We start from the raw sequence: 16,154 nt of genomic DNA on the forward strand, positions 1-16,154 counted from the left end.
CGTTACGCCTTTGACCCATAAATCAGCAAGTTTAGCGTATTTTCTTTTTCTGATCCAAGCATCAATTGCTATCGCCATATCCTCATCTTCTGTAAAAATGGCCTGGGTTTCTTTATTTCGATTCGACTGTCCCCGGAAGAATGCTTCAGTTTCTTCCTTACCGTCAACAAACGCCTGCAGTTTCTCTTCAAGTTCCTGCACCGTCCCCGCAATACACGCCAGACGCTCATCCATTTCTTCTCGCCCAACTTGCAGGGTGTAAGCGATGCGGTGCAAATCTTTATCTGTATATTTTTGCTTGCGAATCGCCTCCAGTAATTGCGAAGCACGATCCATTAGCCTGTTTTTATTTTTAGCCGACAGCACAATCATGTTTGGCTGTTCTGGTGCCGTTTGTTTTGAATTGGCTTTTGGCGTATATTCTTCAATCACAATATGTGCGTTTACTCCGCCAATTCCAAACGAACTGACTCCGGCGCGGCGCGGAAGCTCGTTTCCGTCACGATCTGTGACAGCCTTCCATTCCTGTTTTTCCTGAACGATGTAAAACGGACTGTCAGCCATCTGAAGATAAGGATTAAGCGTCTCGCAATGCAGGCTTTTCACTAACGTTTTATGCTTCATTTGCAGCAATACTTTGATCAGACCTGAGATACCTGCGGCAAGCTCCAAATGGCCGATATTGCTTTTAACTGAGCCGATGCCGCAACGGTGATCCGGAATGTCCGGCTGTCTGCCGTCTCTCTTATTGGATAATTCCTTAAACGCGGCTTTCAGCCCGTTTATTTCAATTGGATCGCCCAATTCCGTCCCCGTTCCATGCGCTTCGATATATGTGACCGTGCTTGGATCTATGCCTGCCTGGCGATATGCACGCACTAACAAATCAGCTTGTGCTTTCGGATTAGGTGATGTCAGGGTATTGGCTCTTCCGCCGTGATTTTCCGCCGTCCCCCGAATAACACCGTAAATGTGATTCCCGTCGCGCTCGGCGTCTGCCAGCTTTTTCAGCATGACCATTCCGACACCTTCACCTCTGACATAACCATTCGCATCGGCGGAGAAGGATTTACACCTGCCGTCTTTGCTTAGCATGCCAGCTTTGCTGTAGCTAATGTGCGCCTCCTCGGTTAGGATCGTATTCACGCCTCCTGCGATCGCCATTTCACAATTGCCGCTTTGCATCGCGGTCACAGCACGGTGTATGGCTACAAGAGAGCTGGAACAAGCTGTTTCGACTGGCTCGCTCGGACCGTGGATATTTAAAAAATAACTCATTCTATTCGGGCCAACCGAAGGGATCATATGACCTGTAGCGGCATGGCCTTCAATTGGAAGATTCGCTCTATGGAATAGGTCTTTGTAACCTGTGTTTCCTGTACCGATAAAGATACCCGTCCCTGTACCCGAAAGGCTTTGCGGCGAGCAGCCCGCATCTTCCAGCGCCTTCCACACATACGTCATTAACAGACGTTGCTGAGGGTCTACATAATTGGCTTCACGCGGCGAAATACCAAAAAACAATGGATCAAACTCTGCGACACCATCAATAAACCCGCCCCATTTGATGTCGGTTTTATTGACTTCAGTGTCAGGATTTCCATAATGCTCCCGCCAATCCCATCGATCTTTTGGAACTTCTGTGATGCTGTCTTTGCCTTCCTCTAGGTTTTTCCAAAATTCATCTATATCCATAGCGCCAGGGAATCGGCCGCTGATGCCCACAATTGCAACCGGCTCAAAATCGGCAGTCTGCTTTTTGCTTCTTTCTTCTTTTGCAATAACAGGCTGTTGGAAGCGGTGCTTTCTACGCGCTGCCATTTTCGGAACTTCAGATGATATATTAGTCTGTAACTCTTCTTGCCCCTCTGATTTTTTGCTCTCCTGAACAAAAGTTTCCTCAAATTCATCTATCAAATATCCAGCCAAGCTTTGAATGCTTCCATATTCAAAGAAAATGGTCGGCGTAAGCTCCAATTGATATGCTTCGTTGATCTTGTTTGTAAAGACCGTCAATGTAACCGAATCAAATCCGTATTCACTCAGCTCTGTATTGACATCAATATCTTCACTATCCACTTTTAAAATCGCACTGACCATGTTGCCTAATGATGCACTCAGGCTGTTTAAACTGTGCAATGAGCTTGACCTTTCATCTGTGTCATTAACAGCAGCATCTTGATTCAATTCTCCCGGATGCGCCGCCATTACATATTCAGCCAAGCTTTGGATGCTCCCATATTCAAAGAAAATGGTCGGCGTTAGTTCCAATTGGTATGCTTCGTTGATCTTGTTTGTAAAGACCGTAAATGTAACCGAATCGAATCCGTACTCACTCAGCTCTGTATTGACATCGATATCGCCAGTGTTTACCTTTAAAATCTCGCCAACCATTTGAATCAAAGACGACTCCAATTTTCGGGTTTGTCCGTGATCCTGATTCGCGTTTCTCTGATCGTTCCGTTTGGCTTTCTCTCCTGCAGAAAGCAGTTTTTGCTTCATTTTCTGAAGCTGCCCTTCCATCACAAAAACTTGCGATTTTTCAGATGCTATTCCTTGATAAAATGCTTTCAAGGCGCTATCTGTTGGCATCGGGACCATTCCCATCGTTTTCAGCATTCTCTGCTCAACTTCAGCGCCGACTTGCATGCCGCCTTCTTCCCATAACGGCCAGTTAAAGGAAATAGTTGAGCCGAATCGCTTCTTGGATGACACAAGAGAACTGCGGTATGCAGCAAATGCATCCATAAACGTATTGGCTGCGGCATAATCGGCTTGTCCAGCGTTTCCTAAACATCCGGAAACAGATGAGAATAAAATGAAAAAGTCCAATGGAAAATCCTTGCTGCATTCGTCTACATGTAACAACCCGCTCACTTTTGGCTGTAACACTTCTAGAAACTCTTCATTCGTTTTATGAACGATGAAGTGATCTTTAATGCTGCCTGCACCGTGAATGATTCCGTTAAGAGTGCCATGCTTTTCTTTGATTTCCTCCATGAGACGCCGAACCGCCCTCTGATCACTTACATCAGCCTCTCGATAGACGACCTCTGCTCCCATGCTTCGCAGAGCCTCCAGTTCATGTTCCTTACGCTCACTCAAAACAGAGCGTCCCGTCAGCACAATAGTGGATCGAACGGTTCGATTAGCAATTTCCTTTGCAAACAGCAGGCCTAATCTTCCTGCTCCGCCTGTAATTAGATAAACACCCTCGTCTCTCCACGGCATATGAAGCTCTTCAGCGGAAGGCAGCGCCATTTCCCGCCAACCTTTCACAAAACGGTTTCCAGCCTCATATCGAATCTGTTTATCCGCAGGCCTCCGGCTGTCGTCTTTCAGCTTGACATGAAGATCATTCATCTCTTCAGGTTTCTCGATTTCGATGACCTGAGCTGTCAGTTTGCTGAACTCTAATTCAGCTGTTTTAAGCAGACCGGAAACACCGGCAAACAATTGTTTCTCTTTTTTTAGTGGAACGATGGCTTGAATCATAATACGGCCGGCAGAATGCTCACGGATCTTTCTTTGCACTAGCTCAAACACGTTCTGCGCGTAAAACTGATAACGTTCAGCAATATGCCCTTCAGCTTCATTCAGAGTTATGACATGGGCATCCTTCAAGTTTGATGCAAGGCTGTCTGTGACACTTCGTTCAGTTTCAAAGAGAACAACAATTTGCTCTGCGAATGAAAGGTCTTCGTCCTCAAATCCGCCCTTCTGTTCTCCCCATACCGGCTCGAGCATTAAGCGTTCATGCCGTGATGAAGGCTTTGATGAATGAACCTCTCCTTCCAATACTCTCGTGGAGAATCCTTTAATCCTGACACATACGTCTCCGCTCTCGTCAATGACATCGATATCCGCTTTCTGAACCATATCTCCGGCGTGATCACCGTCACTTAAGCAGGCATAAGCCCACATAGAAGAAGAACATCCTTTAATCACCTCAAGCTGTTCAAGCGCAAATGGCAAAATCAGCTTTTGATCCGTCAATTCCTGCATGATGCATATTGTTGCCGTCTGCAAGGCGGAGTCCATGATACTCGGGTGCAGCACAAACTGTTCTCTCGTTTCAGAAACGTTTTCTGGAAGCTGTAGCTGCGCCAAAACCTCTCTGTTTCCTATATCCACATTATTAATTCCTTGGAAGGCCGAACCATGGAACATCCCTCTGCTTCTGCCTTCTTCGTAAAATTGATCAGGTGACATCTTTCCTTTGCCGCAGCGGCTTGAAATTTCAGTGAGATCTGCGACCGGCGTTTCGGCGGCAGATACCAGCTCCGCACTGCCTTGACTATGAATAATCGGGTCGGCCCCGTCTTCCTGTGTACTGTAAATGTCAAAAGTGATTTTCCCATCTTCTTCAGGAAAGAGACCGATATCGACTTGAGCCGAATGTTCGTCAACCACAACAGGCTGAACCCAGACTGTATGATTCAATTTGATTCTGACCCCTTGAACATTATTGCTTCCAGTCGCCTGCTTGACAGCCGCGTGCGCCATTTCAAGGTACGCAACACCAGGGAGCACCGGTTTTCCTCTTACTACATGGTCTCTCAGAAAGAATTCCTCACCAGTGAAAACCGAACTGAATTTCTGTTCAGAAAAATCAGATGTATTCTGATGGAGCAGCGGATGAATGAAACCGGTCTCTGTCTGATTGGATGATATTTGACCCGACGGCTTGCGGTCATCCTGCGATGGCCAGTATCGTTCCTTTGCAAATGGATATGTCGGCAGGCTCATTCTGTATGGACGCTCACCTTTGTAAAGCTGCACCCAATCCATATGCGCTCCCTTGCTCCAAATTTCCGCGAGCTTGTTCACTTTTCCTTTGGCCATCCACTTACGGATCAGTTCCGCGCTGTCCTCATCCTCCGTCAGCCATGAAATCTCCCTGTCATTGTGCTTACTTCCTTGAAAACAGCCTTCAATCGCTGTTTTTCCATTGATAAAATCTGTGAGCTTTTGTTTTAACTCATTCACATGATCGGCAGTAAAGGCAACGCGATGCTCCATCTCTTCCCGCCCGACCTGTAGGGTATACGCAAAATCAGACAACTGTCCGTCCTCAAGTCCTTTTCTTTCCAAATAGGCCAGAATATCCTGCACATACTCTTGCAGCCTCTCCTTATTTTTTGCCGAGATCGGTATGATGCAGGTCCCGTCTATCTTTCTTTTGTCAGAATCTCTTTTGTACTGTTCGAAAATCGCATGAGTGTTTGTCCCGCCAAGCCCGAACGAGCTTAGTGCAGCCCTGTGCGTTTTGATATCACGGCTTAACGTTTTCTTTTGATCAACGATGTAAAAAGGAGAGCTGGCTAAGTCTGTATTTGGATTCGGTTCCTTATAATTGATGCTCGGTGCAAGCTCCTGATGATAAAGACTCATCATGACCTTAATGCAGCCCGCCAGACCGGCAGCTGTATCTAAATGTCCGATATTGGTTTTCACCGACCCAATGCCACAAAATTGCGTTTTATTTGTATATTGCCTGTAAACGTTCGTTAAAGCCGCCAGCTCGATTGGATCTCCCAGCTTCGTTCCAGTTCCGTGCGCTTCCACATAGCAGATGGATTCAGGCTGTATCTTCGTTTGATTCATGACCTTTTGCACCACGTCAGCCTGTCCTTTGACACTAGGAGCATAAAAACCGACTTTGTCGGCGCCATCGTTATTTACACCTATGCCTCTCAGCAAAGCATAGATATGATCCCCGTCTTTTACAGCATCAGCCGCTTTTTTCAGCAATACTACGGCAACACCCTCACCGCCTATCATTCCGTCAGCTGAAGCGTCAAAAGCTTTAATATGTCCGTCGCTCGAAAAGTTAAGACCCGGCTGATGCATATATCCGATATTTGACTCGGTATGCAGCGTTGCACCGCCAACTAAAGCATAAGCAGATTCACCTGACAGCAGGCTTTTATAGGCAGAATGCAATCCAATCAGGGACGATGAGCAATTGGCATGGACGAAATAGCTTGGCCCTTTCAGCCCGAGCTTATGGGAAATCATTGTCGGAATCGTCCCGCTCTGCGCAAGCACCCACGAGACATAGCCATCCGGCGTTTCCAGACTCTCTGTTGTATCTGACGGCAGCAGCGCGCGATAAGAATTATTGCTTGCCGACATAAAAACACTGGTTTGCGGAATCTGCTTCGCAGCATAACCGGCATCTTCTATTGCTTTCCATGAGTGAGTCAGCAGCATTCGAAGCTGCGGGTCCATAAATTCAGCGTCTTTAGGAGAGATTTGAAAGAAGCCTGGGTCAAATTTGTCTTTCCCATCAATTGAAGATTTAGCCGGGACATAGCTGGCATTCTCCGCTATCTCCTCTGAAATGCCAAAACGCTGAAGCTCTTCTTTACTAAAAAACGTAATGCTTTCCTTGCCGTCTCTGAGGTTCTCCCAAAACTCAGCATGGTTTTTCGCCCCTGGGAATTCACACGATATGCCAATAACCGCCACACTATCCTCATAATAATCTGGGAGTTCGCTCATCTGGGTGGACTGATCTATATGAACTGCCGGTTCTGTCGGCATCGAGGCACTTGTATCGGCCATCCGTTGTTCAGTAATGTATTGGCTGATATTTTTGATCGTTGAGTACTCAAACAGGTCTGTGACAGAAAACTCACAGGATAGTTCATGTTTGATGCGGTCAGCGACAGTAACCGCTAGAAGCGAATCCCCGCCCACATCGAAAAATCCGTCTTCCCATTCAATGTCAGTCATTTTCAGCACATCCTGCCAAATGGTGAAAACCGCATCCTGAATGTTCTTAGGAGAGATCTCCCTTTGCTTTGGCTGCTTCGCTGTAAGTTCGTTATTTTTAAGACTGTTTCTGTCTATTTTTCCGTTCGGTGTTAACGGCAGATGGTCAAGCTGAATAAAATAAGAAGGCACCATATAGGCAGGCAAAACGTCTTTTACATAATGACGCAGCTCCCTTGCCGCTAGAGAAGCATTTGCATGTTGAGCTGTATAATAGGCAGCAAGCTTATCCATTCCATTCTCTTCAGCTGCAACCACGACGCATTCCTGAATGCCAGGATGCACACTGAGCTTGCTTTCAATATCGCCAAGTTCAATACGGAACCCGCGTATTTTCACTTGATTATCGATACGGCCTATATATTCAATTCGTCCTCCCGGCAGCCAGCGCGCCATATCTCCTGTTCTATAAAGCTTCGATCCAGGCTCAAAAGGGCTGTCAATGAATTTCGAATTCGTTAATTCTTGCTTTTTGTAATAGCCCTTCGCCACGCCGTCCCCTGCAATGCAAAGCTCACCCGGAACTCCAGCCGGTACTGGAACAAGCTGAGAATCCGTAATATACATTTGTGTATTGGCGATTGGCCTTCCTATCGTGGCATGAGAGCATTCTTCGTTAATGCGCTGAACCGCTGACCAGATTGTTGTTTCGGTTGGCCCGAACATATTCCAGGCTTCGCTGCCTGTATGTAAGAAATATCTTTTTAACGTCTCAGGCAAAGCTTCGCCTCCGCATAGAATTTTCACTCTCTCTTCATTTTCCCAGCCTGAATAAAAGAGCATCTTCCATGTAGCGGGGGTTGCCTGCATCACTGTCGGTTTGATCGTTTGGATGTCCTGTTTCAGTTTTTCAACGTCTTTTGTATGCTCCGTTTGACAAATATGGCAGTGTGCGCCCTTTATCAAAGGCAAATATAACTCCAGAGCTGCGATATCAAAACAATAGGTTGTGACAGCGAGCAATTTATCCTCTGGCGAAAGACCTGGTGTTTCTCCCATTGAAACGAGAAAATTTGTCAAAGCTTTATGCGGTATCATAACGCCTTTTGGCTTTCCTGTGCTGCCGGATGTATAAATGACATATGCCAAGTGCTCCGGCGTGACAGTGCGTGTAAGCACTTTTCGATCAGAGGCTGTTTGTGCGATCTCATCCCAGTCTTGATCTAACAGAGCAGTCTTGATGCCGTTCCAATTCAACGTATTTACTAATTCTGATGTCGTCAGCGTCATGGATACTTCACTGTCCTCCAGCATGTATTCCAGTCGCTCAGCCGGATAGGACGGGTCTAACGGCACATATGCTCCTCCAGCCTTAACAATCGCCAATAATCCCACCAGCATGTCAAGCGATCGATCCACATAGATTCCCGCCAGACGGTCAGGTCCCACTCCATGCGCCTGCAAATAAATGGCCAGCTGTGTACTTCTTTCATCGAGCTCCCGATACGTCAATGTTTGATCTTCATAGCTGACAGCTGCTCTATCAGGTGTCTTTTTCGCCTGCTGCTCAAATAATTCATGAAAACATGTATATGGATACGTTTTGTCAGTGGCATTCCATGTTTTGAGAATCATCTGCTCCTCTGCTTCAGGTAATAAAGAATACTCTTTTAAAGGTTGAGAAGGATTCAACATCGCCTGTTCTGTTACATAAACAAAATGATCGAACATCGCGGATATAGAAGCCGCATCAAACAGCGTAGTTACGTACTTGATGTTCAGCTCCATTTTTTCTTCTGTTTCCCACAGTTCAAATACTAGTTCGTATTCGCCCTCTTGATGAATACGATCAATGAAATCGACAGAAAAGAAGTCAGCATAGCGGCTCAACAAGTTTTGATAGCTTCCGGATTGAAGAAAATTTTGATAGAAAAAAGCGGTTTGAAATATTGGTGAACCCGTTTGGCTGCGAGGAGCATTCAAATCCCTCACCATTTTCGGAAAAGGATAAGCTGCATGATCAAGCCCATCCAGCATCGTTAATTGCAATTTTGAAATAAATTCAGAAAAAGTGTCTGCCGGGTTCAGCTCACTGCGAATCGGGAGCATATTGAGAAAATGTCCAATGGAAGTATCAAATCTTTCTTCCGGTCTCACCATTGCCGGCATGCCGACAATCTGTTCCTTTTGGCCGGTATAACGGCCAAGCAGCATCATATAGCAGCTCAAGAATACCGTCGAAACATTCACAGAATGCTCTTTCGCAAACGCCCTCACCCGATTCATGAAGCCGCTGGGCAGCTGCCGGGTGTATGTATCCTCTTCAAACTCAGAATCAGCTGAACTCGTGCTGACCTTAGGCAACTGCAGATTCGGCAAAGTTCCCGATAGCTGTTTCTGCCAGTATGAACGATGCTTCGCGCCGTCTTCTCCGGCTAGCATGTTCTGCTCCCATGCCGTAAAATCATGATTCATGGCAGGAGAAACTGACACTTCCGGCTGTCGTCCTTCTAAAAGAAGCTTATAGCTGTCAAACAGACAGCGTATAAATGTTACAGATGAAACCCCGTCAAAAATCATATGGTGAATGACAATAAGCAAAAAATGCTCTTGTTCAGATCTGGAAAAACTCATGACACGCACTAATGGGCTGTTTTCCTTTACATACGGTTCCTTTGCTTTCTTTCTAAGAAAAGAAGGAATGGCAGACTCTTTCATACCAGAAATGTCTTCTGTCTTGATTTCAAGCGAAATCGCTGGCTCATTTTTTAGAAATGGTACTCCATCTTTCTCTTGGATGATGTGCTTTAAGATCGGGTGCTGATTCAATACAAGGCCGAAAGCCTGCTGTAATGTTTCAAGGTGAAGCCCTGACGAAAATCGAAAACAGAGAGGTACGTGATATGCACTTTTTTCAGGTGACATTTTTTGCAATGTCCATAATCCTTTTTGAACCTCAGATAGGGGCTGAAAAGATGCCTGACTCTTTTCCGGTTCCGTTTTAAATGTGTCAGTACCCTCCCTGTCAGCAGACAAGCTGCTAATGTCTTCATGATCAGATAGATAATGAGCCAAGCGTTCAATCGTAGGATACTTATGTATCTCTCTGGCTGTGAGTTTGATACTGTATTTTTTCTCGATCGACCGAATGAGATTCATCATCTTGATAGAATTCACTCCAAGGCTCTGGATAGTTGCATTTGGCTCTACCCAATCACGGGAAACATGCAACTCCTCAGTCAAACAGCTGAGCAGATGCTCCTGTACCTCTTCCCTTATTCTTTTCGCATGATCTGCTTGCTGCATCTCCCCGTCCTGAACCGCACCGTTCATCCGGTTGGATTTATGAAGCAAGGAGTCGAACTCCCCATTTTCAAATGAAGTTTTCAGCTGAGTGCGCTGAATCTTTCCGATAGCCGTTTTCGGAATCTCTTCTTTTTGGACCGGCAGCAAATATTCTGGGGTGACTCCGATCACCTGTGAGACATGGGATTGTATGTTTCTAAGAAGCTGAGACATTTGCTCATCATTCATTTTTGCGGAAGCAACAAAGAAGATAGCCAGCTGATCTGTTAAATTCTGATCCACGCGGACTGCGCAGGCAGCAGTATAAGAAGTTTCGATGTCCGGTAATTCTTCAACAGAAGACTCAATCGCATGACTGTAATAATTAATGCCGTTAATGATAATTGCATCTTTCGTGCGCCCCGTTATGGTTAAGCGCCCGTTTCGCAAAAAGCCAAGATCTCCGGTTTCAAACCATCCATCTTCTGTAAACACACTCTCATTTAAATCCGGGCGCCGATAATAACCGCTTGTAACGGAAAGACCAGAGACTTGAAAACGGCCAATCTCGCCTTCTTCAACCACTTCATTATGGTCATTCACTATTCTCATAGAGAATCCAGGAATTGGAGAACCTATCTCGACAAAATGATCATCATCACTTGTTGCAGCCCGGGTAAACTCATGAGAAAAAATAACGCCCGATGAAGTTTCGGACATTCCCCATGCAGGTCGGATGGCATCAGCAGGCAGTCCATAAGGTTCTAAAAGCTCAAGCATTCTGCGCCCTACCTTGGCTACCATTGCTTCACCGCCATTGAGCATGTAACGCATTGAGGACAGATCCCATTTCCGATCTTTCATTTCTTCTGCAAAATCAGTGACAAGACCGAACGCAAAATTCGGCGCCCACGTAACAGAAGCACGGTAATGATCAATCCAATCCAGCCATTTCAGCGGCTCCATTAAGATCGTTTCACTTGAGACGTTAATTTCTTGGCAGCCGAGATAGACATCCCGCAAATGTAGCATCCCAATGCCTCCGACATGATCAAACGGCATCCAGTTAAACGTGATATCTTCTCTGGTGAAGCCTTGCATTTGAATAATCCCTTTCACCATACTCATAATGTTTCGATGATTCAGCATAACTGCTTTGGGCGTTCCCGTACTGCCTGAAGTCAGCAATAAAAGCGCTAAGTCTTCAGGACTGGATTGATGCCAATCCGTCTCCGCTTCAGCACTGAGCAGATCCTCTACAGCAATTGCACGGAATTCTTCAAGGTCTTGCTCTTTTGCCCAATTGAGCATTTCCTGGTGCATGTCCCGATCCGTAAGCACCACCGGCTTATCAAGAAGCGTCCATGCGTCTTTCAGCTTTTGAGTCCCGCTGCTCGATTCAGCATATGTTGGCGGAACGGCTAACGGAGCCGGAACAATTCCTGCTAAAACACACCCCCAGAATGCAGGGAGAAGCTGTGAATTGTCGCCAAGCTGCAAAATCACATTTTGTTTTGCTTTCAGGCCTGATTGGCGGAGACCCTTCACGATACGCAACGCATCATTCCACAATCGTCCATATGATTGGTACACTTCAGTTCCATCCGGCTGCAAATAAATGATTCCCTTTGTATCCCCCAGCTCCGCAGCCGTTCTGTATAAAACCTCAGGTATTGTTGCCGGCTGCTCTTCAGATATATGTAAAGTCTCACCATAGCTGACAGAAGGATTAGCTAAATTGCGGGTATTATCATTATTTCTCATCGCGCTGCCTCCATTTCACCTGCGAATTTTTATGTAGATTCTCAGTTAATTTCCATACAAACCTTTGATTCTCGTTTTGACTTCGTCATGATGAAATGTTTTCTCATGCATTATCACTTCCTGTTCTATGACGCGCGGCAGCTGCTCACGAAGCGGGGCCACCAAATGATCTTTTAATGTAATCAATGAATTTCTCGGCTTTTCCGCCAGTTCATGCGCCAGCTCCACCGCATAATCTACTACTTCCGCCCGGGGCAGAACTTTAAAAGGAACCCCTCTTTTTTCAAGATCAGCTCCGCGATAGCTGCCCGCATTCATTAATATTTCCTGGGCCAGGCTGAATCCCAGTTTTTCAGGCACGATAAAGGTAGCGCCCATTCCAGGCGTAAATCCGTATTTCATAAAATTAGCCGTATACACACTCTCTCTGCTTAAAATGACAATGTCAGCAAAGAGCCCCATGACAAAGCCGCCTCCAATTCCGTGGCCCTGCATGGCCGCAATGACCGGAATCTCGCAATCCAGCGCCAGAGAATAAAGATTGTCATCCGTGAACTTGGTTAATCCTTGCTGAATTCGAAGCAGACCTTCTTGCGTTCCTCCTGAAGCAAAATAATTATCATATCCTGTCAAAATGACCGCTTTATAATTGGGTTGCTGACGAATGAATTCAAACGCTTGAATTAAACCATCTGTAAGTTCTTGTGAAAACGCGTTTTTATGAGTGCGGTCATGCATCTTTACCTGAATAATGGCGGGCTCGATTTCGATGAGCTCTACAACAGAATGCGTCATGATGTCCTCCTAACGGTTCTGATTGTCAACGTTTCAAATGATTACTGATCCTCCCATGGAAATTGCCCTGTTTCAACATACCTGATGAGTCCCATTTGGTTTTGAGGATCAGAAAACATGTCTTGATTTGCAGTTAAAGCGAGGGGTTTCGAATTGCTGACCTGATGATCAAGTGAGCTCATATACTGTTTATAACGCGCGATTCCCTTTTTATTCAGCCTCCGCAAACGCAATAAATGCTTTCTCAGCAGAACCTCACTTTGAGTATCAAAGGCATCTATTAATCCCCATTCACTGGCTTCCTGAACGGAAACCGGCTTTGTCATCAGGGTCATATAATGTGCTTTCTGTCTGCCGATCCGGCGGATCAGAAACGGTAAAACACAAGCCGGATACAGACCGAACAACAGCTCAGAGAGACTGAATGACGCCGTTTCATCAGCAATGGCAATATCTGTAGCCGATACGAATCCAAGGCCGCCGGCATTCACTTTTCCCCTGACATGCGAAATCGTGATATAAGGGCCGGTCTGTAATTTCAGCCACAAATCATAGAGAGGCTCTTGGGACCTTGCCTGTTTTCTGCCACTTTTCATTTCCTGATAGATTTCTTGAAAATCCGCGCCGAAGCAAAATACCTCGGGAAGCCCTTCTAAAACAACAACCGTAACTGATGATGTTTCACATTGGTTTAACACTTGTAAACATTCTTCAATAAGTGTGTCATTAATCGTATTATTCGCTTCAGGACGGTGAAATGTGATATAACAAACCGACTCTTGAATGCGGACCTTTATCGTTTGATAGGTCACGAGATCCACCTGTATTTCCGATGAAACTCAGAAATTTCTTCTAAAAACAAGCGCGGCTTCTTTTTTGTAAACTGCATGATGCCCGGTATCATCTCAAAATCCAGCTTTACATTGCGTGTCCCGAACCGCACCATCCCGCTCCCCTTAAACAGCAGCTCATACTCATCCATAGAGAGCTGATACCGGCGATCTAAATGATTCTCAATGCCAAATGAGCGCTGGCGCTCCTGGCCTTGCGGAGTTGTAATTCCGCTGTAAAATTCAGAACAGCAGCCTGATCCGTAGGAAAAACAGCCGATTCGTTTAGGCGAATCAAACCGCCCTTGGTCTATCGTGCTTGCCAATGCCAGAAACAAGGCAGCTCCCATAATATTTCCAACCCGTTGGCAGTAGTTTAAACCTGGCATAACCCGATTTAAAAAATCCGTTTCAATCTCAGCTGTTTTCATCTTCGCCACCTTGCGCATCATTGTTCGGTGCGCACCTTTCACCATCCCGCCAAATGGTGTATGGTAAGCAAGGTATTGAAACGTGTCCTGATAACTCGCACCGGGTACACGTTTTTGGTATTCCAGAAAGGTTTGTTCGCAGCAATCCAGATATGACATTAAAGACAGGTCAGAATCTCCCGCTTCACTGTCGGGAATGGGACGGCAGGTATCCATCACTTCATAGCCGTAATAGCCATTTGCTCCTGGATCTATTTGAAACACCTCGGGATTTTCGCCTACTAAAACAGCCACCGCTCCCGCTCCGGCGCTCGGTTCGGCATAAGACCAGTCTTCACTTAAAGCGTCTCCGCCCTCAGCGATTAAAAAACGTGAAATATCACTGGCGATAACCAGTGCTTTGGCACCCGGAGAAGTCTGGGATAATATAAAATTCACCGCCATCTGAAATCCCGCGGTTCCTGAATAACATGCTTGTTTAATCTCAAACAAACGGCAGTTGCGGTTAAGTCCTAAATATTCATGGATATATGTACTTAACGATTTCCCAAAGTCGATCCCGGATTCAGAGCAAGTGATCAGCAATTCAATCCGTTCTTTTTCTGCTTCGGATAAAGCATCAATAATCGGCTTAGCTGCATTGACTCCAAAGGTTACTGGATCTTCATAAGGCAGTGCTACCGCTTTTTCTTTCATTAATAAATTTTCAAATCTGGCAGTATCTAAGTGTCTGTATTTGGCCAGTTCCATGACATCAAGGTATGCCGTTCCGCCAAAGACATTCATCGCTTCTATTCCGGCTGAAACCATTTATGATTCGCCTCCACATTTCTCAATGTTTTGTATACAAACCGCGGTGTTCATTCCGCCAAACCCCATACTTAAGCTCAGCGCATTTTTGATGCGGTATGAAATCGATTTCTCATTTACCCAATGAAAGGAATCATCGATCGGATGATCCAAATTCCGGCTCGGGTGCAGGGCAAATTCTCTCATTTGCAGCAGAACAGAAATAATCTCTACAATGCCCGCAGCACTAAGGCCGTGCCCGGTTATCGATTTAGTTGCATTTATATAAGCATGGGAAAGCCGGCATGCATGCAGTGCCTTTAATTCAATTTCATCTCCAATAAAAGAACCTGTTCCATGGGGATTAATATAATCAATCTCTTCTGGTGAAAGACCTGCACGCTCCAGCGCCTCCTGGATGACATGAATCTCTCCTTCTAAAGAAGGATCGGGATTCCGGTTCCCGTCTAGTTTGATTGACCATCCAGACAATGCTGCATAAGGTTTAACACCTCGGCGTACAGCCGTCTCCTTTCGTTCTATCACCAATGCGCCGCATGATTCTCCATAAATAAACCCGTCTCTGTTCTGATCGAAGGGGCGGCACGCTTTTTCAGGCTCATCAGCATATTTGTCCGTTCCCATAGCGCCTAAAGCCCTGAGCGCTTCGCATTCCATGTAAGAAAGATCCATTAATGCACCCAGTGCTATGCAAACATCAACCTCACCTGATAAGACTTGCTGAATCGCATGAATGACTGCTAATTGGCCGCTGGCGGAGGCTCCTCCCACCGTATAAGCTAAGCCCGTGATGCCAAACTGATCTGTGCATAGCCCGCAAAGGTCGCTATCCATAAAAGACAGGCCATACGACGGCGAAATAAAGCCAGGGCGATCTTGATAACTTTCATAAAGCTGTAAGGTTTCTCTCTGCTGAAAATTTGATCCACCGACTACAAGTCCGATACGTGCAGAATCGGTATCGTCTAATTTAGCCTCCTCCCAAGCCTCTGAGAGAGTTACCAATGCAGCACGGCTGGAAAATGACGCTTTTCGCAACAATTTTTTAGAGAGTCGGTCGGGATAGGACAATGACGCAATTTCAGCTCCGATAAACTGGCTGTCTTTTTGTCTGCCTGGACGCTTCATGACATCAAAGGCATGCCTGCCAGACAGCAGCGAGGAAGCAAAGTCCTCTTTCCCTTGACCAATGGCGGCAGTGACGCCTACACCGGTCACCACCACCTCAGACAGATTGCACTTTGTCATAAAGCACCTCAGCTAATTCGCCAATGTTTTTCACCCCGGACAGCTCAATACGGGGAATTTTTAATGATAGATCCTCGAGCACCATTGTGATAATCTCTGCTCTGTCTACAGAGTCAGCTCCTAACTGAACTAACTGATCTTCAGGCACAAAACTGTGTCCGTCTAATTCAGGAAGTACCTCGCAAATATTGGTGACTAACACTTCAAAGATTCTCTGTTTATCCATAACGCACTCTCTCCTTCAAGGGATCATTTTAGCCCTTTTCATGGG

At 45.8% G+C, this 16,154-nt stretch carries 6 protein-coding genes (1 of these 6 cut by a window edge); all 6 read right to left on the reverse strand.

Going from position 1 to position 16,154, the window contains the following annotated elements; genetic code table 11:
- Tightly spaced (at most 45 nt apart), the 6 genes in view from AC0DBE_RS06040 to AC0DBE_RS06065 form a layout consistent with a single transcriptional unit that may run on beyond the window.
- Positions 1-11,769, reverse strand: the 5' portion of a protein-coding gene (locus AC0DBE_RS06040) for an amino acid adenylation domain-containing protein (protein WP_472961459.1). The gene continues 3,375 nt to the left of window position 1, outside the view; the window shows 11,769 of its 15,144 coding nt (coding positions 1-11,769); its start codon is at positions 11,767-11,769; its stop codon lies beyond the left edge, outside the window.
- A 45-nt stretch (positions 11,770-11,814) separates the two neighbouring features.
- Positions 11,815-12,564 carry a polyketide synthase gene (locus AC0DBE_RS06045; protein WP_014113856.1) on the reverse strand — a complete coding sequence of 250 codons (750 nt, stop codon included), beginning with the start codon at positions 12,562-12,564 and terminating at the stop codon, positions 11,815-11,817.
- Positions 12,565-12,605: 41 nt separating this feature from the next.
- The gene (locus AC0DBE_RS06050) at positions 12,606-13,385 is read right to left on the reverse strand and encodes an enoyl-CoA hydratase/isomerase (RefSeq protein WP_114150534.1); all 780 of its coding nucleotides are present in this window, start codon (positions 13,383-13,385) and stop codon (positions 12,606-12,608) included.
- Positions 13,373-14,635 carry a polyketide biosynthesis 3-hydroxy-3-methylglutaryl-ACP synthase PksG gene (gene pksG, locus AC0DBE_RS06055; protein WP_014113854.1) on the reverse strand — a complete coding sequence of 421 codons (1,263 nt, stop codon included), beginning with the start codon at positions 14,633-14,635 and terminating at the stop codon, positions 13,373-13,375. Before pksG ends, AC0DBE_RS06050 begins: the two co-directional genes overlap by 13 nt.
- Positions 14,636-15,883, reverse strand: a complete 1,248-nt coding sequence (locus AC0DBE_RS06060) for a beta-ketoacyl synthase N-terminal-like domain-containing protein (RefSeq protein ID WP_014113853.1) — start codon at positions 15,881-15,883, stop codon at positions 14,636-14,638.
- Positions 15,861-16,109, reverse strand: coding sequence for an acyl carrier protein (locus AC0DBE_RS06065; protein ID WP_326198505.1), 249 nt, complete (start codon positions 16,107-16,109; stop codon positions 15,861-15,863). Before AC0DBE_RS06065 ends, AC0DBE_RS06060 begins: the two co-directional genes overlap by 23 nt.
- Positions 16,110-16,154: the final 45 nt, after the last annotated feature.

The sequence above is a fragment of the Bacillus sp. VA15 genome, assembly GCF_055721145.1.